This window comes from Umezawaea sp., assembly GCF_036375055.1.
Lineage (GTDB): Bacteria > Actinomycetota > Actinomycetes > Mycobacteriales > Pseudonocardiaceae > Umezawaea.
In genome coordinates this window covers 36052-55153 of the sequence record NZ_DASUSQ010000087.1, presented here as the reverse complement: position 1 = coordinate 55153, position 19102 = coordinate 36052, and the positions used below count along the sequence as shown (strand labels likewise).

Sequence of the window (19102 nt, the reverse complement as noted above, 5' to 3'; positions counted from 1 at the left end):
ACCCGGTCCCATTCCGAACCCGGTAGTTAAGCCCTCCTGCGCCGATGGTACTGCACTGGTGACGGTGTGGGAGAGTAGGTCGCTGCGGGACAATTTTTCCCTCAGGGGGAGTTCCTTTATGGGACTCCCCCTGAGGGCTTTGTGCGTTACGGTCCGATGTCATGCCCGACTTCGTGGTGCACGACGAGCTGGCCGACTTCTGGGCCGCGACGGAGGCGTTCTACACGGCCGACCCGGTGCGGCACACGGTGGCGCTCACCGCCATCGCCCACAGGCTGGCCCGCTCGACCTCCGAGGCGCCCCCGGACACGTTGATCACCGCCCACCGCGGTTCCGACCTCGTCTGTGCCGCGTTCCGGATGCCGCCCCACCCGCTGGTCGTGAGCGCCGCACCCCTCGACCTGGTCGACGACCTCGTACGGCTCCTGCTGGAACTCGACCGTGAACCCACCGGCGTCACCGGCGACCGCCGGACGGCTGAGGCGTTCGCCGCGGCCTGGAGCGCCCGGACGGGGTGCGGCGTCACCGAGGCGATGGCGTTGCGCCTGTTCCGCCTGGACACCCTGGTCGTCCCGGACGTGCCGGGGCGGATGCGCCTCGCCACCGCGGACGACGCGGACCTCCTGGGTCGCTGGCGTCGCTCGTTCATCCAGGAGGCCATGTCCCACCTGCCCGCCGACGCCGACCACGCCGCCGAGATCCGCGCCCAGATCGACCACGGCGACGCCCACGTGCTCTGGGAGGTCGACGACGTGCCGGTCTCCTGGGCCGCCACCAGCGCACCGGTGCACGCGATGTCCCGCATCGCCCCCGTCTACACCCCGCCCGAGCACCGCGGTCACGGGTACGCCGCCGCCGTCACCGCCGCCGTCTGCGCCTGGGCCAGGAAGGCGGGCTCCACCGAGGTCCTGCTCTACACCGACCTGGCCAACCCCACGTCGAACGCCCTCTACCAGCGCGTGGGCTTCCGGCCCGTCCTGGACGCCACCGAACTCGCCTTCACCACCGAACCCTGAGCCGGTCCCGGTCGAACACCGTCACGGGTGGGGGACGCCGTTCACCGTCTCCCGCCCGACCGCCCGGTTCCGCACCGGCGACGAGAACACCAGCGACGTGGTCGTGTCGCCGTACCTCTGGGCCTGCTCGACGAACGCCTCCAGGTCGCCGGTCGACCGGCACACGACCCGCAGCACCCAGCAGTCGTCGCCGGTCACGTGGTCGGCGTCCAGCACCTGCGGCAGCACCACGATCCGCTCCCGGAACCGCGGCGTGTCCAACGACCGCACGCGCACCCGCACCACGGCCTCGACGGGCAGCCCCAGCCGTCGCACGTCCACGACCGCGCGGTACCCGACGATCACGCCGAGCTGCTCCAGCCGCCGCACCCGCTCGGTCGTGGCGGGCGCGGACAGCGACACCCGCCTGCCCAGTTCGGTGAACGTCAGCCGCCCGTCCTCCTGGAGCAGCCCGATGAGCTTCCAGTCGACCTCGTCGAGTTCCACGGGGGAATCGTAGGCAGAACCCGCTCGACGGCTGGACTTCCGCATGGGACCGGGACGCCCGACCGAGCAGGATCGTGGACGTGACGAACACGCTGCGCTTCCCGCCCGCCGACCCCGCCACCGCCGCCGCGTTCTTCGCGGCCGAACTCGCCTTCGACGCCGATCCCGAAGACGTGGTCCGCGACCTGCGGGCGGGCACGGCCGCCGGCTTCCAACTCGTCGAGACCCGTGGTGCGCAAGCGTTCGCGGACGCGCGCATCCCCACGGCGATCAACCTCCCCTACCGCGAGGTGGACGAGACGACCACGAAGGACCTGGACCGGAGCCTCGTCTACGTCTGCTACTGCGAGAGCTTCCAGTGCAACGCCGCCACCAAGGGCGCGTTGGCGCTGGCGGGGCTGGGCTTCCGGGTCAAGCGGCTCTCCGGCGGCATCACGGCGTGGCGGGCGGCGGGCTACCCCGTCGAGGGCGCCCTGAGCGGGGCCACCTGCGCCTGCTGAAGGGGTCCGACCTACGCTCGAACGCGTGACCGCACCTCGTTTGCTCGTGCTCCAACCCGACGCGTCCGACCCGCTGGGCACGCTCGAAGAATGGCTGACCGGAGCGGGCGCCGAACTGGACGTCGTCCGGCTCTACGAGCAGCCAGCCCCGGAGTCCCTCGACGGCTACCAGGGCCTGGTCTGCCTGGGCGGCCCGATGGGCGCGCTGGACGACGCCCGGTACCCGTGGCTGGCCGACGCCCGCAAGCTGCTGTCCCAGTCGGTGGCCAGGAAGGTGCCCGCCCTCGCGATCTGCCTCGGCGCGCAGCTGCTGGCAGCGGCGACCGGCGGGCAGGTGCGCCGCGGTCCGAAGGGGCCGGAGGTGGGCGTGATGCTGGTCGCGAAGCGGGACGTCTCCAGCCGCGACCCGCTGTTCGCGGACCTGCCGTGGACGCCGGACGTCATCCAGTTCCACGAGGACGAGGTGCACGTGCTGCCGCCGAGCGCCGAGCACCTCGCGGCGTCGCCCAAGTACGACAACCAGGCGTTTCGCGTCGGTCAGAGCGCGTACGGGTTGCAGTTCCACATCGAGACGACCCCCGAGATCGTCCTGGAGTGGGCGCTGCACGCACCCGACAGCGCGGCGCTCGCGAGGCCCGGCACGTTCGACGCCGAGCGCCTCGCCGAGGCCCACGCCGACGTCGCCGAGGTGTGGCAGCCGTTCACGGAGCGCTTCGTGCGCTTGACCAGCGGCGAGCTGGAGCCCGGCGGGCACACGGGCATCGAGCTGCCACTGGTGTGATGAACCTTTCTCCCTGCGTTCGCAGGGCCTGCGTTTACCGGAACGACAGGTAGCGTTCACCCACGACTGTGTCGGTTCAGCCGGGGGAATCAGAGTGGATGCCTCACTTCTAGTCATCATCGTGGTCATCACGGCGTTGGCCTTCGACTTCACCAACGGTTTTCACGACACCGCGAACGCGATGGCCACGTCCATCGCGACCGGTGCCCTCCGTCCCAGAACCGCCGTCGCGCTGTCGGCGGTGCTGAACCTGGTCGGCGCGTTCCTGTCGGTCGAGGTGGCGAAGACCATCTCGGGCGGCATCGTCGACGACACCAAGATCACCCCGGCGATCGTGTTCGGCGGCCTCATCGGCGCCATCGTGTGGAACCTGGTGACCTGGTACGCCGGTCTGCCGTCGAGTTCGTCGCACGCGCTGTTCGGCGGCCTCATCGGTGCGACCTGGGTGTCGTCGGGCGCGGACGCCGTGCACTTCGCGAAGGTCGTGGACAAGGTGCTGGTGCCCGCCATCGCGGCACCGCTGGTCGCGGGGATCGTGGCGCTGCTGGCGACGTTCCTGACCTACCGGCTGACCCGGAAGACCCGTCCGTCGGTGGCGGACAAGGGCTTCAAGGTCGGCCAGGTGGCGTCCGCGGCGCTGATGTCCGTCGCGCACGGCACGAACGACGCCCAGAAGACGATGGGCATCATCACGCTGACGCTGATCACCGCCGGGACGCTCGACCCCGGTGCCGGTCCGCCCACGTGGGTGATCCTGAGCGCGGGCATCGCCATCGCCCTGGGCACCTACCTCGGCGGCTGGCGGATCACCCAGACCCTGGGCAAGGGCCTGACCACCATCGAGGCGCCGCAGGGCTTCGCGGCGCAGACCAGCGCGGCGACCGTGATCATGGCGTCGTCGCACCTCGGCTTCGCGCTGTCCACGACGCACGTGGCGTCCGGCGGCATCATGGGTTCCGGTCTCGGCCGCCAGCGCGACGGCGTGCGGTGGGGCGTCGCCGGCCGGATGGCGATGGCGTGGCTGTTCACGCTGCCCGCCGCGGGCATCGTCGGCGCGCTCGCGGGCCTGCTCGCGGGACAGGGCACGTTCGGCGTGGTGCTGGTGGCGGTGCTCGGCCTCGCCGTCGCGGTCGGTGTCTGGCTGCTGTCCCGGCGCGAGCCGGTGCGGCCGGAGCACGTCGTGGACGAGATCGCGGCCCAGGCCGAGACGCACAAGCTGGACGTGGCGGCATGAAGGTCGACTGGATGGCGCTGGCCACGGTCTTCGCGGTCAGCATCGGGGTCGTGCTCGGGCTCGTCGTGCTGTTCTCGGTCGGCCTGCGCGGGGTGTCCGCGCGGGAGGCCGCCCGCGAACGCGGCGAGAACGGCGTGAACGGCACGATCACCGCGGGTGTCAGCTTCGCGGCCTGCACGGCCGTGGTGCTGTTCGGGCTCTACCTGATCGTGGCGGGCTGACCGCTCGTCCCCCGGTGACCCGGACTACGGTGGGAAGTGATGAGCGATCCGTCCCGCACGTCCGCTTCACCCGCCAGGTTCGGGCTGACCGGGCCGCGCAGTGAAGAACACCTCCGGGCGACGGGCTGGTGGTCGGACGGCCGTCCGGCCGACGGCGCGGAGCCGGTGCTGCTGGCGCTGTCCCGCAGCCCCGACCCCGACCTCGCGCTGCGCGGCGTCGACCGCGTCCGCGAAGCGCTCGGTGACGGCTGGGCGGAGCTGACCGGGGCGCTCCGGACCGACCAGGTGCTCCGGGCCCGGTTCCTCGCGCTGCTCGGCTCGTCCACCGCGCTGTCGGACTTCCTCGTCGCCGACGCCGGGCGGTGGCGGCTGCTCGCGGGCACCGAGTCCGTCGACGTCGAGCGGTTCACGCCGACGCTGGTCGACGCCGTCGCGGAGCTGCGCGACCAGGAGGCGATCCGCGTGCTCCGGCAGGAGTACCGGTCGCTGCTGTGCCTGGTGGCGGCCGACGACCTGGCGCACGTGGTCGACCCGGACCTGCCGTTCGTCGGCTACGACGACGTGGCCAGCCAGATCTCCGACCTCGCGGTGGCGGCGCTGCGGGCCGCGCTGGCCGTGGCGTTCGCCCAGACCCACCGCTCGGCCGAGTGCACGCTGTCGGTGATCGCGATGGGCAAGTGCGGCGCCCGCGAGCTGAACTACGTGAGCGACGTCGACGTGGTGTTCGTCGGCGAGGGCGACCTCGGCGCGGCGACCCGCGTGGCCAGCACGATGATGCAGATCGCGGGCCAGGCGTGCTTCGAGGTCGACGCCGCGCTGCGTCCCGAGGGCAAGGCGGGCGCGCTGGTCCGCACGCTCGACGGGCACACCTCGTACTACAAGCGGTGGGCGCGGACGTGGGAGTTCCAGGCGCTGCTCAAGGCCCGCCCGGTCGCCGGTGACGAGGAGCTGGGGCGGCAGTACCTGGAGGTCGTGCGGCCGATGGTGTGGACGGCGGCGGACCGCGACAACTTCGTGCCGGAAGTGCAGGCGATGCGCCGCCGCGTCGAGGAGCACGTGCCGAGCGAACTGGTGCGGCGGGAGCTGAAGCTCGGCCGCGGCGGACTGCGGGACGTGGAGTTCGCGGTGCAGCTGCTGCAACTCGTGCACGGGCGCGGTGACGAGTCGTTGCGCACCACGGCGACCACGCAGGCGCTGGCGGTGCTCGGCAAGGGCGGGTACATCGGCCGTGAGGACGCGGTGGACTTCGGCCGCTCCTACCGGTTCCTGCGGACGTTGGAGCACCGGCTCCAGCTCCAGCGGATGCTGCGGACGCACCTGTTCCCTGCGGACGACGACGTGGCCGGGCTGCGCTGGCTCGCCCGTGCCACGGGCCTGTCGGCGGAGGGGCGGCTGTCGGAGAGCCAGGTGCTGCTCGCGGAGTTCCGCAGGCACGGCAACCAGGTGCGGAGGCTGCACGAGAAGCTGTTCTACCGGCCGCTGCTGGAGGCCGTCGCGAACGTGCCGACCGAGGCGATGCGGCTGACGACGAAGGAGGCCGTCGCCCGGCTGGCCGCGCTCGGGTACGCCGCGCCTGACGGGGCGCTGCGGCACATCCAGGCGCTGACGGCGGGGATGTCGCGCCGGTCGCGCATCCAGGGTGCGCTGCTGCCGCTGCTGCTGGACCTGTTCGCCACCACGCCCGATCCGGACGGCGGGCTGCTGGCGTACCGCAAGGTGTCCGAGGCGCTGGCCGAAACCCCCTGGTACCTCAGGCTGCTGCGGGACGAGGGCGCGGTCGTGCAGCGGCTCGCGGCGCTGCTGGGCACCTCGAAGCTGGTGCCGGACCTGCTGGTGCGCGCCCCCGAGGTGCTGCCGATGCTGGCGGACACCGAAGCGCTGGTCGGGCGCGACCCGATGACGGTGGGGAACCCGCTGCGCAGCGCGGTCGCCCGGCACAACGCGCTGGAACGGGCGGTCGCCGCGGCGAGGTCGTTGCGGCGGCAGGAGTTGCTGCGCATCGCGAGCGCGGACCTGCTGGGGCTGGCGACGTTGCGGACGGTGTGCGTCTCGCTGTCCGAGGTGTGGGTCGCGGTCGTGCAGGCCGCGCTGGACGCCGCCGTGCGCGCGTCGGGTGACGTGCGGCCCGCGCGGGTCGCGGTGATCGGCATGGGCAGGCTCGGCGGCCGGGAACTGGGCTACGGGTCGGACGCCGACGTGCTGTTCGTGTGCGAGCCGGTGGAGGGCGCGGAGGACGGGGAGGCGTTGAAGTACGCCAGTTCCCTCGCCGAGACGGTGCGGCGGCTGCTCGGCTCGCCGAGCCAGGACCCGGCGCTCCAGGTGGACGCCGACCTGCGGCCCGAGGGCAGGCAGGGGCCGCTGGTGCGGACGTTCGAGTCCTACCGCGCCTACTACCGGCAGTGGGCCGAGGTGTGGGAGGCGCAGGCGCTGCTGCGCGCGCGGCCCATCGCCGGTGACGAGGGCCTCGGGGAGCGGTTCGTGGAGATGATCGACCCGATCCGCTACCCCGAGGGCGGGTTGGACGCGAAGGCCGTGCGCGAGATCCGGCGGATCAAGGCCCGCGTCGACGCGGAACGGCTGCCGCGCGGTGCCGATCCCAGCACGCACACCAAGCTCGGGCGCGGCGGGCTCGCCGACGTCGAGTGGACCGTCCAGCTGCTCCAGCTCCAGCACGCGCACGCCGTGCCGTCGCTGCGCACGCCGTCGACCATCCGCGGCATCCAGGCGGCCACGGAGGCGGGTCTGCTCGACGAGGGGGACGCCGAGGAGCTGAAGCACGCCTGGCTGATGGCGACGCGGGCGCGCAACGCGGTGATGCTGGTGAAGGGCAAGCCCGGTGACCAGCTGCCGACCACCGGCCGGGACCTGACCGCCGTCGCGGCCGTCATGGGCCACGCGCCGGGCACGGATCCGGGGGAGTTCCTCGACGAGTACCGGCGCACGACCAGGAGGGCCCGCGCCGTCGTCGAGCGCGTCTTCTACGAGTCCTAGACACTGGAGTCGATCACTGCCGGAACCGGGGTGAGGGGCTGCTGTGAAAGCGATCGCGTACGACGCGTTCGGCGATGCCGAGGTCATGACGCTGCGAGACCTGCCGGAGCCGCTGGTCGGACCGGACCGGGTGCTGGTCGAGGTCAGAGCCGCGGGCGTGAACCCGGTCGACGCCGCCGTGCGCGCCGGGCACCTCCGGGGTCTGCTGCCGCACCACTTCCCGCTGGTGCCCGGCTGGGACGTGGCGGGTGTGGTCGTGTCGACCGGGTTGGCGGTGACCGGGTTCGCGCCGGGTGACGAGGTGTTCGGCTACCAGCGCCAGGACCACGTGCGGGACGGCACGTACGCGGAGCTGGTCGCGGCCACCGAGCGCGGCCTGGCGCACAAGCCGGCGTCGCTCGGCTTCGCGGAGGCGGGCGGGCTCGCGCTGTGCGGGCTCACCGCTCTCCAGTCGCTGCGGGCCGTCGGCGTCGGGCCGGGTGACGCGGTGCTCGTGCACGCCGCCGCGGGCGGGGTCGGGCACCTCGCGGTGCAGGTCGCCAAGGCGTTGGGCGCCAGCCGCGTGATCGGCACCGCGTCGCCGCGCAACCACGACTTCGTGCGGTCGCTGGGTGCGGAGCCGGTGGCGTACGGCGACGCGCTGGTCGACAACGTGGCCGACCTGGTCGGTGGTGACGGGAAGGTCGACGTGGCGCTGGACTGCGTGGGCGGTGCCGCGCTCGGCGATTCTCCCGCTCTGGTGCGGGATCCGGCGCGGGTGGTGTCCATCGTGGACACCAACGTCGTCGGGCTCGGTGGGCGCTGGGTGTTCGCCGCCCCCGTGGCCGCCGACCTGGAGTGGCTCGCGGGGCAGGTCGACGCGGGTGCGCTGCGCGTCGAGGTGCAGCAGGTGTTCCCGCTCGCCAGGGCCGTGGAGGCGCACCGGCTGCTCGAAGGCGGCCACGTGCGCGGCAAGGTCGTGCTGGAGGTCTGAGAACGCCGGTGGGCCCGTGCTGCTCGCACGGGCCCACCGGTTCGTTCGGTCGATCAGCTCTCGGCGGGGGCCTCGTCCTCGTCCTCGTCGTCGTCGGGGTCGACGGCCGGGGCGTTGGTGTAGATCTCGATGACCCACTCCTCGACCAGCGTGTCGTCGGAGTCGTCGTCGGGCACCAGGCGGTTGTAGACGCGCACACCGAGGTCGAGCGTGTCGGCCGCGAGCACCGCCTCGACGGCCTCGGCCGCGGAGTCGACGATCTGGGTGGAGAGCAACTGCGGGGCGTGGAATTCAGCTACGTCATCAGACACCGCGCGACCCTAACCCCCGCATCGCCGCGGCGCGTGGTCAGCCCCGCGGCGTTCACCGGATGTTCCGCCGGACGGGTGTAGGACCGGTCGGTCTGCGACAGCGGGTTCGGTTTCGCTCACACAGCGTCGAATAGTGTGAACTATATCCCGGATCGCATTGACGGGAACCGTTGTTGGTGTCAAGACTGGCTCGGTTCAACACCGACAAGACATTCACGTCAGTACGGCGCGCGCCCGGACGAAGGACGTCATGGACGACGAGATCCAACACCTCAGGAAGACCAACACGGTCCTCAAGATCAGCTTGGTGATGCTCGGAGTGCTGGTGCTCCTCGGCGTCATCCAGGCGGTCACGGCGGGCACTGTCGGCGTAGGCGCGTTGAGCGTCGACCTGCGGGACACGACAGGCCAGAACCCGCCCGTGACGTCGAGCGAGTCACCGAGCGGCCAGGGTGGCCTCAACGGCGCGCTCGGCACCACCACCGCGGAGTCCTCGGAGACGCCCGCGTCGCCCAGCGCGGAGACGAAGGTGGTCGAAGGCTCGTTCAAGCAGTCCCGCGGACTGCTGACGGTCGAGGTCACGAGGGTCGAGAACCAGGGCGGACGGGTCAAGCTGCACATCACGGCGGTCAACGCCAGCACCGCGAAGATGGAGCTGCCCCTCGGTCCGTTCAAGGCCGTCGACGACACGAAGCGCGAGTACGGCGCGTCGCTGTCGACGAGCAAGTGGCCCGTGACCGTGGCCAAGGGGGCTGGCATCACCGGCACCGTCGAGCTCGACCAGAGCGTCGCCAAGGCCGCCACGAAGATAGACATCGCCTTCAACGGCATCACCGGTTCCCTCGCCCCGACGGGTGGGGCGGTTGCCGTCGCGGGCATCGAGATCCCCCGCTAGGCCGGTCCCGCGAAAGCCCCCGAACCCCGTGTTCGGGGGCTTTCGGCATTTCATGGCTAATTGGTGGTGAAAACGGAAAATTCTCGACGATCGCGACCTGGAATATATGTGATCGAGATCACTAATTAGTCGTGAACAATGGCTCGTCGACATTCGTACCCGGACCACCCGGATGAGCGTTCCACGACCCTCGCGGTGCTCGCGGTGGTGGTGCACAGCGGCTGAACGGGCCTAGCCCGCGACGCGGCGGGTGCGCCACCCTCGGACCCGGCGCAGGCCGGGAGCCGCGTCCGCCGTCCGCGCCCGCGCCGCGGGGAGGACCGGGACGAACACCGCCGTGGAGGACGTCCGAGAGGAGAACCCCCGATGAGCCAGTCGTACGAGGTCGTCACCGACGCGCTGTCGGGTCACGCGCGCACGCTGCGGGACCTGGCGGCGGAACTGGGGCAGGCGGCCGACACCGCGGCCGGGGTCGAGCTGACCGCCGACGCCTGCGGACTGATCGGTCAGCCGTTCGTCACCGCCGTCGCCGCGTTGGCCAGAGCGGGCCAGGAGGTGCTGCGCACCGACGTGGAGGCGCTGGAGTCCGCGGGCACGGCCCTGAGCGACACGGTCACCGCCTACCTCGGGCAGGAGGCCGACGAGGCGGCGCGGTTCGGGGCGATCGGCCGCGGCACCGCACCGGGGGCACAGGCATGAGCGGCGACCGGGTGGCCGCGCTGGCGGGCACCATCAGCGGCGGCGGATGGGTCGCGGGAGGACTCGGCGGGAGCGGGAGCACGGCGGCGCTGGACGCCACCGTGAGACCGGTCGACGCACTGGCCGCCGCCGGACTCGGCTTCCTCACCTCGCACGTCCAGCCGTTGCAGGACGTGTGCGACCGGATGGCGGGCAAGGCCGAGGTGGTCCGTACCTTCGCCGACACCTGGCAGCAGGTCGCGACGCGCGTCGAGGAGGTCCGGGAGCGGCTGGTCCGCTCGTCCGCGACCGACACCGCCCAGTGGGGCGGCGCCGCGGGCGACCGGTACCGGGCCCGCACGGCGGAGATCGCGTCCGCGCTCGCCCAGGTCGTGGCGCTGGCCCTGGCCGGGAGCGCCGCGACCACCGCCGTGGGCACCGCCGTCGCGGGCGGCAGGCAGCAGGCGGGCGACCTGCTCACCGACCTGGTCCAGCGGCTGATCTCCTTCGCCCTCCAGGCCATCGCCGTCGAGGGCGGGATCACCTCGACCGTGCTCGCCGAGAGCACCGGCATGATCAGCTCCTACCGCGCCCCGATCTCCGCGGTGGAGCAGCGGGTCCGCCAGACCATCACCAACGTCACGCCCCTGCTCACCGCCCTCGCCGACGCCGTGCGGGGCGCTCCCACCACCGCGTCCACGACCTCCGACGGCTCCACGTCGGTGGCGTCCGCGCAGTCGGCCGCGCAGGTGGCCGCGCCGAACCGCCCGGAGGCGTTCACCACCACCGCCGCGGCGGCCGACCCCGGCACCACCCGCGGCGTGGTCTTCGCCCAGGCCCAGGCGGGCGGCGGCGGTGGCTCGCGGCAGGGCGGCACCGTCCTGAACATCCCCGGCGGCAAGGTCCTGCGCCCCAAGCCCGGCGGCGTGTACACCGTGCCGTCGCAGACCGAGATCTACGAGAACGGCGTGCGCGTCAGGCCCGAGCCCAACCAGACCACGATCCGGCTGCGCGACGGCACGATCATCCGCCTGGTCCCCGAGGACCGGGTGCCGACGTCCTGACCACCAGGGCAACGGCCGAGGGCCCCGTGCGGATCGCACGGGGCCCTCGGTGTGTCCGGTCGCTCGTCACACGTCGTAGTACAGGGCGAACTCGTACGGGTGCGGGCGGAGGCGGAGCGGGTCGATCTCGTTCTCGCGCTTGAGGGCGATCCAGGTCTCGATGAGGTCGGGCGTGAACACGCCGCCCTCCAGGAGGAACTCGTGGTCGGCTTCGAGGCTGTCGAGCACGGCGTCCAGGGTGGCCGGGACCTGCTTGACGTCCTTGGCCTCCTCGGGCGGCAGCTCGTAGAGGTCCTTGTCGATCGGGGCCGGGGGCTCGATCTTGTTCTTCACGCCGTCCAGGCCCGCCATCATCATGGCGGCGAAGGCCAGGTACGGGTTGCCCGACGAGTCGGGGCAGCGGAACTCGATGCGCTTGGCCTTCGGGTTGTTGCCCGTGATCGGGATGCGGACGCACGCCGAGCGGTTGCGCTGGGAGTAGACCAGGCTGACCGGGGCCTCGTAGCCGGGGACCAGGCGGTGGTAGGAGTTCACCGTGGGGTTGGTGAACGCCAGCAGCGACGGCGCGTGGTGCAGGATGCCGCCGATGTAGTGGCGGGCCGTGTCCGACAGGCCGGCGTAGCCGGACTCGTCGTGGAACAGCGGCGCGCCGTCCTTCCACAGCGACTGGTGGGTGTGCATGCCGGAGCCGTTGTCGCCGAACAGCGGCTTGGGCATGAACGTCACCGTCTTGCCCTCGGCGTGGGCGCGGTTCTTGATGATGTACTTGAAGAACTGGAGGTCGTCGGCCGCGTGCAGCAGCGTGTTGAACCTGTAGTTGATCTCGGCCTGACCGGCGGTGCCCACCTCGTGGTGCGCGCGCTCGACGGCGAAGCCCGAGGACTCCAGGTCGAGGACCATCTTGTCGCGCAGGTCGGCGTAGTGGTCGGTCGGGCTGACGGGGAAGTAGCCGCCCTTGAACCTGACCTTGTAGCCCTTGTTGCCGCCCTCTTCCTCACGGCCGGTGTTCCACCAGCCGGAGATCGAGTCGATCTCGTGGAAGGACTTGTTCTCCTTGTTCTCGAACCGGATCGAGTCGAAGATGTAGAACTCGGCCTCGGAACCGAAGAACGCGGTGTCGGCGATGCCGGACTCGGCCAGGTACTGCTCGGCCTTGCGCGCGATGTTGCGCGGGTCGCGGCTGTAGGCCTCGCGGGTGAAGGGGTCGTGCACGAAGAAGTTGATGACCAACGTCTTCTCGATGCGGTACGGGTCGATGCGCGACGTCGCCAGGTCGGGCAGCAGCAGCATGTCCGACTCGTGGATCGACTGGAAACCCCGGACCGAGGAGCCGTCGAACGCCAGGCCCTCGCTGATCGCGTCCGCGTCGAAGGCCGACACCGGGAGCGTGAAGTGCTGCATCACGCCGGGAAGGTCGCTGAACCGCACGTCGACGAACTTCACGCCTTCGTCGGAGATGTACTTCAGGACCTCGTCGGAATTCTTGAACACGCTCGTCGACTCCTCACGTCTTGAGTGCAGTGCTGTCCGCTGGCCCTGTCGACACTGGAGGGGCGCGGTCCTGCGCGGCCGCAGGATCGCGGCCTGCCATCGGGGGTGACGCTATGTCGCTGGTGTTGCCCAGCCGTCACTCCGATGTTTCGCCAGTGTTAACGGGGCGCGCACCGAGGGCAAGCCGACCTGCCGGTACTCACCCAGTGAGCACGGCATTACTCTGTAGGTGTGAGCAAATGGACCGGTTCGTGGCTTTCGGGCCCGCGCAGCGTCCTGGAGCCGGGAGCGGACTCCGGCGACGGGACCGGGCCGCGCTTCAAGGGTGAACGCCTCGGGCTGCCGCGGAGCGGACCGGGCTCGATCGCGTCCAGCGGTCGCCGGGCGTTCGCGATCCTCACCGACTTCCTGCTCGCGGCGGGTGTCGCGGGCCTGTTCACCTACCCCGACCTGCCGCGCAACTGGAGCCTGCTGGCCTGGTTCGCGATCACCATCATCGCCGTCTCGTTCTTCGGGTTCACGCCGGGGCACGCCATCTTCGGCCTGCGCGTCGCCCGGCTCGACGGAGCCCCGATGGTGGGCATCCCGAGGGCCGCGCTGCGCACGGGGCTGATCTTCCTGGTCATCCCCGCGGTGATCTGGGACGCCGACGGCCGCTGCCTGCACGACAAGGCGAGCAACACCGTGGTCATCCGCGTCCGCTGACCAGGTGGAACGCCGGATCGGCCGGTCGTGCGGACCGCCGCGGCGCGACGTCGTGCGCGTGCGGACCTCCGTGACGCGGAAGAGGCCCCGATCACGGTGATCGGGGCCTCTCGCGTGAACGGGGTCTCAGCGCCTGCGCATGGTGCGTTGGACGCTGCGCATCTTCGCGCCCGCGGGCATCGGGCCCTTGGGCAGCGCGGCACCGCGGCTGGCGAGGGCGGACAGCCTGCCCTCGATCGTCTCGACCTGGGCGGCCGAGATGTTGCGCGGCAGCTTCATCAGGTAGCTCTGGAGCTTGCGCAGCGGGACCTGGCCCTCGTCGGCGCCGACGGTCAGGTCGTAGATCGGGGTCTCGCCGATCACGCGGGCGATGCGCTTCTTCTCCTGGGCGAGGAGCGCCTTCACCCGGTGCGGAGCGCCCTCGGCGACCAGCACGACGCCGGGCCGCCCGATCACGCGGTGGACCGCGTCGAGCTGGGTCGTCCCGGCGACGGCGGGCGTGACCCGCCACTTGCCGCGGAGGTTCTCCAACGCCCACGCCGCGGCACCCGGCTGGCCGTCCGCCTTCTTGAAGACGTTCGCCTGGACCCGGCGGCCGAAGATGATCACCGCGAGCAGCGCGCCGAGCGCGATGCCCATCGGCAGGAACACCCACTGCATGTCGAAGAAGTAGCCGATGCCGAACGCCAGCGCCGTCGCGCCGAGCACCGCGCCGAGCATCAGCGGCACCAGCGCCTTGTCCTCGCGGCGTTGCATCTTGAACGCCTCGAAGATCTGCCCGCGCTTGGCGCGTGAAGCCGCGCGCCGCGCCTTCTTCGCCTCCTTGGCAGCCGTCTTGTCCACTTTGGCAGCCTTGTCCTGCTTACCAGCCATGCCCACCAGGATACGGCCGTGGCGACACCGCGTTCACCGCCTCCCACAATCGTTGTCGGACCGTCTGCGAGACTGCTCCGCATGGACCCGCTGCTCGAGGGACTCGACCCGGAACAGCGCGCCGCGGTCGAGGCGCCGCGAGGGCCGGTCTGCGTGCTCGCGGGTGCGGGCACCGGCAAGACGCGCACGATCACCCACCGCATCGCCTACCTGGTCCAGCGCGGGCACGTCGCCCCTGGTCAGGTCCTCGCGGTCACGTTCACCGCGCGGGCGGCGGGGGAGATGCGCACGCGGTTGCGCGCGCTGGGCGTGACGGCCGCGCAGGCCCGCACGTTCCACGCCGCGGCGCTGCGGCAGCTCCGCTACTTCTGGCCGAGGGTCGTCGGCGGCGACCAGTGGCAGCTGATCGAGGGCAAGCTCCGCTACATCGCCCAGGCGGCGAACCGGGTCGGCGCGCCGACGTCACCCGAGACCCTGCGGGACATGGCGAGCGAGATCGAGTGGTCGAAGGCGTCGCTGGTCACGCCGGAGGGCTACCCGGCCGCCGCGGCGCGCACGCACCGGGACACCCCGGTGCCCGCCGAGCAGCTCACCCTCGTCTACCAGGCCTACGAGCAGCTCAAGAACAACGCGCAGCTGCTCGACTTCGACGACCTCCTCCTGCACACCGCCGCCGCGCTGGAGGAGCACAGCGAGGTCGCGGACGAGTTCCGCGACCGCTACCGGTGCTTCGTGGTCGACGAGTACCAGGACGTCACCCCGTTGCAGCAGCGCGTGCTCGACGCGTGGCTCGGGCAGCGCGACGACCTGACCGTCGTCGGCGACGCCAACCAGACCATCTACTCGTTCGCGGGTGCCTCGCCCCGCCCGCTGCTCGACTTCGGCCGCCGGTTCCCCGAGGCGCAGGTGGTGCGCCTGGAGCGCGACTACCGGTCGACGCCGGAGGTCGTGGGGCTGGCGAACGAGGTCATCAAGTGGGCGCGCGGCCGTCCGGCGGGCTCGCGGCTCCAGCTGATCGGGCAGCGCCCGTCAGGGCCGCGGCCGACGTTCACGGAGTTCGGCGACGAGCCCGAAGAGGCGGCGATGGTCGCCCAGCGCGTGCGCAAGCTGCTCGCCGAGGGCGTGCCCGCGAGCGAGATCGCGATCCTCTACCGGGTCAACGCCCAGTCCGAGGTGTTCGAGCAGGCCCTGACCGAGGTCGACATCCCCTACCAGGTGCGCGGCGGCGAGCGGTTCTTCGCGCGCACCGAGGTGCGGCAGGCGATGGTCGCCCTGCGGTCGGCGAGCCACGCGCCGCCCGACGGCGACCTGCCCGGCCAGGTGCGGCAGGTGCTCGCCCGGCTGGGCCTGACGGACGAGCCGCCCGCCGGTGGCACCGCGCGGGAGAAGTGGGAGTCGCTGCTCGCGCTCGTCGAACTCGCCGAGGAGCTGGCGAGCGCCGTCGAGGGCGCGGACCTCGCGAAGTTCGCCGTCGAGCTCGACCTGCGCGCCGAGGCCCAGCACCCGCCGACGGTCGAGGGCGTGACCCTCGCGTCGCTGCACGCGGCCAAGGGCCTGGAGTGGGACGCCGTGTTCCTCGTCGGCCTGGTCGAGGGAACCATGCCGATCATGCACGCCGACGGCGACGAGGCGAAGATCGAGGAGGAGCGCAGGCTCCTCTACGTCGGCGTCACCCGTGCGCGTGAACACCTCTGGCTGTCGTGGGCGCTGTCCCGCGCCGCCGGGGGCCGCAAGTACCGGCGGCGCAGCAGGTTCATGTACGGGCTCGTGCCCGACGACCACCCCGCCGCCCTCGGCACCAAGCGCGAACCGCTCCAGAAGAGGCCGAAGCCGGTCTGCCGGGTGTGCGAGTCGGAGCTGGTCGGCACGCAGGCCGTGAAGCTCGGCCGCTGCGCCCGCTGTCCGTCCGATGTGGACGAAGAGCTGCTGGCGCGGCTGCGGGCCTGGCGGGCCGCGCGCGCCCGTGAGCTGAAGGTGCCGTCCTACGTCGTGTTCACCGACGCGACCCTCGTGGCCATCGCCGAGGTGCGTCCGGCGGACAACGCGGGACTGGTGTCGATCTCCGGCATCGGGGCCTCGAAGCTCGACAAGTTCGGAGCCGACGTACTGGGCGTTGTCCAGGGCGAACGGTGAAAATCCATCCGATCGGAAGAGATTTGGAAAAAGCGGTTGCACGCCTCCCGCGAGGCCTCGTAACCTGCTGATGCCGGGCACGGAGTGCCCGACTGGGGATGAGAACGAACCGACTTGCCAACCACGAGCCCGTTGATGGAGGTGACCACTGTGAAGACTCTCAGCATCTTCACGACGCCCGGTCGCCTCTCGGCCGGGGTCGTTTGCGTGTCGCCGATGGATCTCGCTGCGGGGCAGAAGTCTGCCCGCGTTCGCCACGCACAGGTGTGGAACGCCGAGCGAGTCCTGCCAGTCCTGGAGCCGATCGCCTACACGGGTGGCGGCACCAGCGGTGGCCGCACCACCACCAACAACTCTATCGATGCGCCGTCCGCGCACGAGCGAAGTAGAACCTGACACAGGACTGTCAGGACTACCTGGCTCACCTAAGGCCGCGGACCCGCACAGGGACCGCGGCCTTTTTGCTGTCCCTGGGACGACAACCCCATCGCAGCACCCGACAGGAGTTCACCTGATGTTGACCGCAACCGTTCCGATAACCAGCGGAACGTTTCCCGAGCCTGCTGACCACGGCGGAGCCGGTGTCGCCTGCTTGATCGACACCGCTCCCGACGCAGGTCTCGACCTGCCCTGCCGCACCAACAACCCCGACCTGTGGTTCGCGGACGCACCCGCCGAGCTCGAGAAGGCCAAGACGTTCTGCGTCGGCTGCCCCGTGATCGCCGAGTGCCTCGCCGGAGCACTGGCTCGCCACGAGCCGTGGGGTGTCTGGGGTGGCGAGATCTTCGAGCGCGGTGCCGTCATCGCGCGCAAGCGTCCGCGCGGCCGTCCGCGCAAGGACGCCGCACCTGTAGTACCCGCGGCGCCCGCCGCGACCGTTGTCCGGGGGGCTACCAGCCAGGAGGCCGCCGCGTGACCACGAAGCGAATCACCGACGACGAACTGCACAACCTCGACCACAAGAACCAGGGGATCGGCCGAATGTTGCTCCATGAAGACCTTGCACGTGCCCGAATGCGAGATTCGGAAAACCTCGCTGAACGCCAACGACTGGCCCACCGGCTGATCGTCGCCAACCGCTGGCGCCGGTTGTCCGGGTGGGCCCAGAAGCGAGCGCTCCGCTCAGCCCGCCAGCTCTGATCCGGGCGACTCCGGCCGCTCTCCCCCTTTCGACGGGAGAGCGGCCCGAGTCATGGGTACGGTGCGGAGGTGGCACGACACACGCACGACGGAATCGACTGGCCCTCGCGGTTGATCGCGATGCGCCGGGCCGACGAACTGCACGCGGACGCCTTGCGCGTCGTCGCTCGGAGGCTCGTCCGAGCGCTGCCCGACAACCCGACCGTCATCGACGTCGGGTCGGGGGCGGGCGGCATGAGCGTCGCCCTCACCGAGGCCCTGTGCGCGCGGGGCGGCGGCACGGTCGTCCTGGTCGACGCCGTGCCCGAACTGCTCGACGCCGCCACCACCAGGGCCAGAGCCGCCGCCTCCTACGAGTCCGACAGCACGACCACCACGGTCCGGGTGCGTCCCGTGCTGGCCGACATCGCCACCGAGGAACCGACGGAGTTCGCCGCCGCCGCACACCTCGTGTGGGCGTCGAACGTCCTGCACCACCTCCCCGACCAGCGCCAAGGCGCGGTCAACCTCATCGGCGCCCTGGCACCCGGCGGCTGGTTCGCCCTCGCCGAGGGCGGCCTCGACACCCGCTGCCTCCCGTGGGACCTCGGTGTCGGCGAACCGGGCTTGCAGGACCGCCTGGCCGCGGCCCGCGACCAGTGGTTCACCCGGATGCGTGAACAAATCCCCGACGTCGTCCGCCTCACCGCAGGCTGGAACATCGTCCTGGCCGACGCGGGCCTGCACGACGTGAGCGCCTTCAGCTACCTCGTCGACCACCCGGCCCCCACCAAGCCGGTGGTCCGCGACTCCATCGAGGACTGGCTCCGCTGGCGCCACGACGTCACCGGCGACCTCCTCCACCCGGCGGACCGGGCAGCCCTCCGCACCCTCCTCGACCCGAGCGACCCGAACTACGTCGGTCTTCGCGAGGACGTCTTCTTCCTCCAGACCAACACCGTCCACACAGGACAGAAACCGTGACCGAAACCTGCTCCCGGTGCGGCCGGTCCCGAGACGCGGTCACCGACCCGGCCCAACGCCTGGCCTGGGTGAGCGACCGCGACCGAGGCCGCCGAACCTGGCTCTGCCACACCTGCGCCCGCACCCACGTCCGCGACCTGGAGGCCAAACTCCCGACCGAGTACTGGTAACCGGCCGAAACCAGGGTCCGGCGGTTGGCGGCTGGGCGGGGAGCGGCTGGGGGCGAGGTTGGGCACGGCTGGGGCTTGGCGCGGGTAGCGGCTGGCGGTTGGGGCCGTCGGGCGGCAGAGTGGGTCGGTTGCGGGTTGCGGGTTGCGGGTTGCGGGTTGCGGGTTGCGGGTTGCGGGCGGTGAGGTCGGCGGGTGCTGGCAGTGGGCGGCGGCCCGCCGTGGCGGCTGGTGGTCGCAGAGCGGATCGGTGGTCGGTGGACGGTGGGGCGGCTGGCGGTCAGTTGGTAGCGGACCAGGTCGACGGCTGCACGGCTGAGCGGCTTCGCGGTTGGTAGCCGGCGGCGGAACGGACCGCCAGTTCACGGCGAAACGGTGGGAACTGAGCCACTGGATGTCGGTTCGCTGAATTGGCCTCCTCCACCCGGGGTGGTTGGCGTCGTGCCGCTGATTGAGCCCCATCACTGCCGGACTACCGGT

The 19102-nt window shown here is 71.4% G+C and carries 20 protein-coding genes and 1 rRNA gene; 17 read left to right on the top strand and 4 right to left on the bottom strand.

The genetic code is table 11. The annotated features are described in order from the left end of the window. Positions 1-91, top strand: a 5S ribosomal RNA gene (gene rrf, locus VFZ92_RS24565); the annotation flags it as partial. A gap of 70 nt (positions 92-161) precedes the next feature. Continuing rightward, positions 162-1016, top strand: coding sequence for a GNAT family N-acetyltransferase (locus tag VFZ92_RS24560; RefSeq protein WP_330878376.1), 855 nt, complete (start codon positions 162-164; stop codon positions 1014-1016). Positions 1017-1037: 21 nt separating this feature from the next. On the opposite strand, the gene VFZ92_RS24555 is transcribed toward VFZ92_RS24560, so the two are convergent. Then, positions 1038-1502 (bottom strand): Lrp/AsnC family transcriptional regulator, encoded by a 465-nt coding sequence (locus VFZ92_RS24555; protein ID WP_330878375.1) that lies wholly within the window; start codon positions 1500-1502, stop codon positions 1038-1040. Positions 1503-1582: 80 nt separating this feature from the next. Between VFZ92_RS24555 and VFZ92_RS24550 the strand changes: the two genes are divergently transcribed. The 6 genes from VFZ92_RS24550 to VFZ92_RS24525 all read left to right on the top strand — a co-directional run bounded on the left by VFZ92_RS24550 (position 1583) and on the right by VFZ92_RS24525 (position 8202). Then, a complete protein-coding gene (locus VFZ92_RS24550; protein ID WP_330878374.1) occupies positions 1583-2002 on the top strand; it encodes a rhodanese-like domain-containing protein in 420 nt (139 codons plus the stop codon). A gap of 25 nt (positions 2003-2027) precedes the next feature. Further along, entirely contained in the window at positions 2028-2783 is a 756-nt protein-coding gene (locus VFZ92_RS24545) for a type 1 glutamine amidotransferase (RefSeq protein WP_330878373.1), read from the top strand. Between the two features lie 94 nt (positions 2784-2877). Further along, positions 2878-4017, top strand: coding sequence for an inorganic phosphate transporter (locus tag VFZ92_RS24540; RefSeq protein ID WP_330878372.1), 1140 nt, complete (start codon positions 2878-2880; stop codon positions 4015-4017). Continuing rightward, positions 4014-4238: a hypothetical protein gene (locus VFZ92_RS24535; RefSeq protein ID WP_330878371.1), complete on the top strand. Its 225-nt coding sequence runs from the start codon at positions 4014-4016 to the stop codon at positions 4236-4238. The genes VFZ92_RS24540 and VFZ92_RS24535 overlap by 4 nt, the downstream gene beginning before the upstream one ends. A 39-nt stretch (positions 4239-4277) precedes the next feature. Next, on the top strand, positions 4278-7229 hold the full coding sequence (locus VFZ92_RS24530; RefSeq protein WP_330878370.1) for a bifunctional [glutamine synthetase] adenylyltransferase/[glutamine synthetase]-adenylyl-L-tyrosine phosphorylase: 2952 nt from the start codon (positions 4278-4280) through the stop codon (positions 7227-7229). Between the two features lie 43 nt (positions 7230-7272). Continuing rightward, entirely contained in the window at positions 7273-8202 is a 930-nt protein-coding gene (locus tag VFZ92_RS24525) for an NADP-dependent oxidoreductase (RefSeq protein WP_330878369.1), read from the top strand. Between the two features lie 53 nt (positions 8203-8255). On the opposite strand, the gene VFZ92_RS24520 is transcribed toward VFZ92_RS24525, so the two are convergent. Beyond that, on the bottom strand, positions 8256-8513 hold the full coding sequence (locus tag VFZ92_RS24520; protein WP_330878368.1) for a hypothetical protein: 258 nt from the start codon (positions 8511-8513) through the stop codon (positions 8256-8258). Positions 8514-8763: 250 nt separating this feature from the next. Between VFZ92_RS24520 and VFZ92_RS24515 the strand changes: the two genes are divergently transcribed. From VFZ92_RS24515 to VFZ92_RS24505, 3 genes are all read left to right on the top strand, one after another. Beyond that, positions 8764-9408: a hypothetical protein gene (locus VFZ92_RS24515; protein WP_330878367.1), complete on the top strand. Its 645-nt coding sequence runs from the start codon at positions 8764-8766 to the stop codon at positions 9406-9408. 366 nt (positions 9409-9774) lie between these two features. Beyond that, complete coding sequence (locus tag VFZ92_RS24510) at positions 9775-10107, top strand: type VII secretion target (protein WP_330878366.1); 333 nt, start codon at positions 9775-9777, stop codon at positions 10105-10107. Then, a complete protein-coding gene (locus VFZ92_RS24505; protein WP_330878365.1) occupies positions 10104-11150 on the top strand; it encodes a hypothetical protein in 1047 nt (348 codons plus the stop codon). The genes VFZ92_RS24510 and VFZ92_RS24505 overlap by 4 nt, the downstream gene beginning before the upstream one ends. A 66-nt stretch (positions 11151-11216) precedes the next feature. Here VFZ92_RS24505 and glnA read toward each other — a convergent pair whose 3' ends face one another. Then, the gene (glnA, locus tag VFZ92_RS24500) at positions 11217-12641 is read right to left on the bottom strand and encodes a type I glutamate--ammonia ligase (protein ID WP_330878364.1); all 1425 of its coding nucleotides are present in this window, start codon (positions 12639-12641) and stop codon (positions 11217-11219) included. A 231-nt stretch (positions 12642-12872) separates the two neighbouring features. On the opposite strand from glnA, the gene VFZ92_RS24495 reads away from it, so the two are divergent. Beyond that, complete coding sequence (locus VFZ92_RS24495) at positions 12873-13346, top strand: RDD family protein (RefSeq protein WP_330878363.1); 474 nt, start codon at positions 12873-12875, stop codon at positions 13344-13346. Positions 13347-13472: 126 nt separating this feature from the next. Here VFZ92_RS24495 and VFZ92_RS24490 read toward each other — a convergent pair whose 3' ends face one another. After that, complete coding sequence (locus VFZ92_RS24490; RefSeq protein WP_330878362.1) at positions 13473-14219, bottom strand: DUF4191 domain-containing protein; 747 nt, start codon at positions 14217-14219, stop codon at positions 13473-13475. Positions 14220-14300: 81 nt separating this feature from the next. Between VFZ92_RS24490 and VFZ92_RS24485 the strand changes: the two genes are divergently transcribed. The 5 genes from VFZ92_RS24485 (at position 14301) to VFZ92_RS24465 (ending at position 18455) form a co-directional block, all read left to right on the top strand. Continuing rightward, the gene (locus VFZ92_RS24485) at positions 14301-16352 is read left to right on the top strand and encodes an ATP-dependent DNA helicase UvrD2 (protein ID WP_330878361.1); all 2052 of its coding nucleotides are present in this window, start codon (positions 14301-14303) and stop codon (positions 16350-16352) included. A 150-nt stretch (positions 16353-16502) separates the two neighbouring features. Beyond that, positions 16503-16748, top strand: a complete 246-nt coding sequence (locus tag VFZ92_RS24480) for a hypothetical protein (RefSeq protein ID WP_330878360.1) — start codon at positions 16503-16505, stop codon at positions 16746-16748. A gap of 118 nt (positions 16749-16866) precedes the next feature. Then, a complete protein-coding gene (locus VFZ92_RS24475; RefSeq protein WP_330878359.1) occupies positions 16867-17268 on the top strand; it encodes a WhiB family transcriptional regulator in 402 nt (133 codons plus the stop codon). After that, positions 17265-17492, top strand: a complete 228-nt coding sequence (locus tag VFZ92_RS24470; RefSeq protein ID WP_330878358.1) for a hypothetical protein — start codon at positions 17265-17267, stop codon at positions 17490-17492. The genes VFZ92_RS24475 and VFZ92_RS24470 overlap by 4 nt, the downstream gene beginning before the upstream one ends. 69 nt (positions 17493-17561) lie before the next feature. Next, complete coding sequence (locus tag VFZ92_RS24465) at positions 17562-18455, top strand: class I SAM-dependent methyltransferase (RefSeq protein WP_330878357.1); 894 nt, start codon at positions 17562-17564, stop codon at positions 18453-18455. The last annotated feature ends 647 nt before the right edge of the window (positions 18456-19102 follow it).

Bases quoted from the DNA above. Each gene is read 5' to 3' on its own strand.
- VFZ92_RS24475 (WP_330878359.1), top strand. From the start codon at position 16,867: ATGTTGACCGCAACCGTTCCGATAACCAGCGGAACGTTTCCCGAGCCT.
- VFZ92_RS24485 (WP_330878361.1), top strand. From the start codon at position 14,301: ATGGACCCGCTGCTCGAGGGACTCGACCCGGAACAGCGCGCCGCGGTC.
- VFZ92_RS24510 (WP_330878366.1), top strand. From the start codon at position 9,775: ATGAGCCAGTCGTACGAGGTCGTCACCGACGCGCTGTCGGGTCACGCG.
- VFZ92_RS24505 (WP_330878365.1), top strand. From the start codon at position 10,104: ATGAGCGGCGACCGGGTGGCCGCGCTGGCGGGCACCATCAGCGGCGGC.
- VFZ92_RS24560 (WP_330878376.1), top strand. From the start codon at position 162: ATGCCCGACTTCGTGGTGCACGACGAGCTGGCCGACTTCTGGGCCGCG.
- VFZ92_RS24535 (WP_330878371.1), top strand. From the start codon at position 4,014: ATGAAGGTCGACTGGATGGCGCTGGCCACGGTCTTCGCGGTCAGCATC.
- VFZ92_RS24530 (WP_330878370.1), top strand. From the start codon at position 4,278: ATGAGCGATCCGTCCCGCACGTCCGCTTCACCCGCCAGGTTCGGGCTG.
- VFZ92_RS24515 (WP_330878367.1), top strand. From the start codon at position 8,764: ATGGACGACGAGATCCAACACCTCAGGAAGACCAACACGGTCCTCAAG.
- VFZ92_RS24490 (WP_330878362.1), bottom strand. From the start codon at position 14,219: ATGGCTGGTAAGCAGGACAAGGCTGCCAAAGTGGACAAGACGGCTGCC.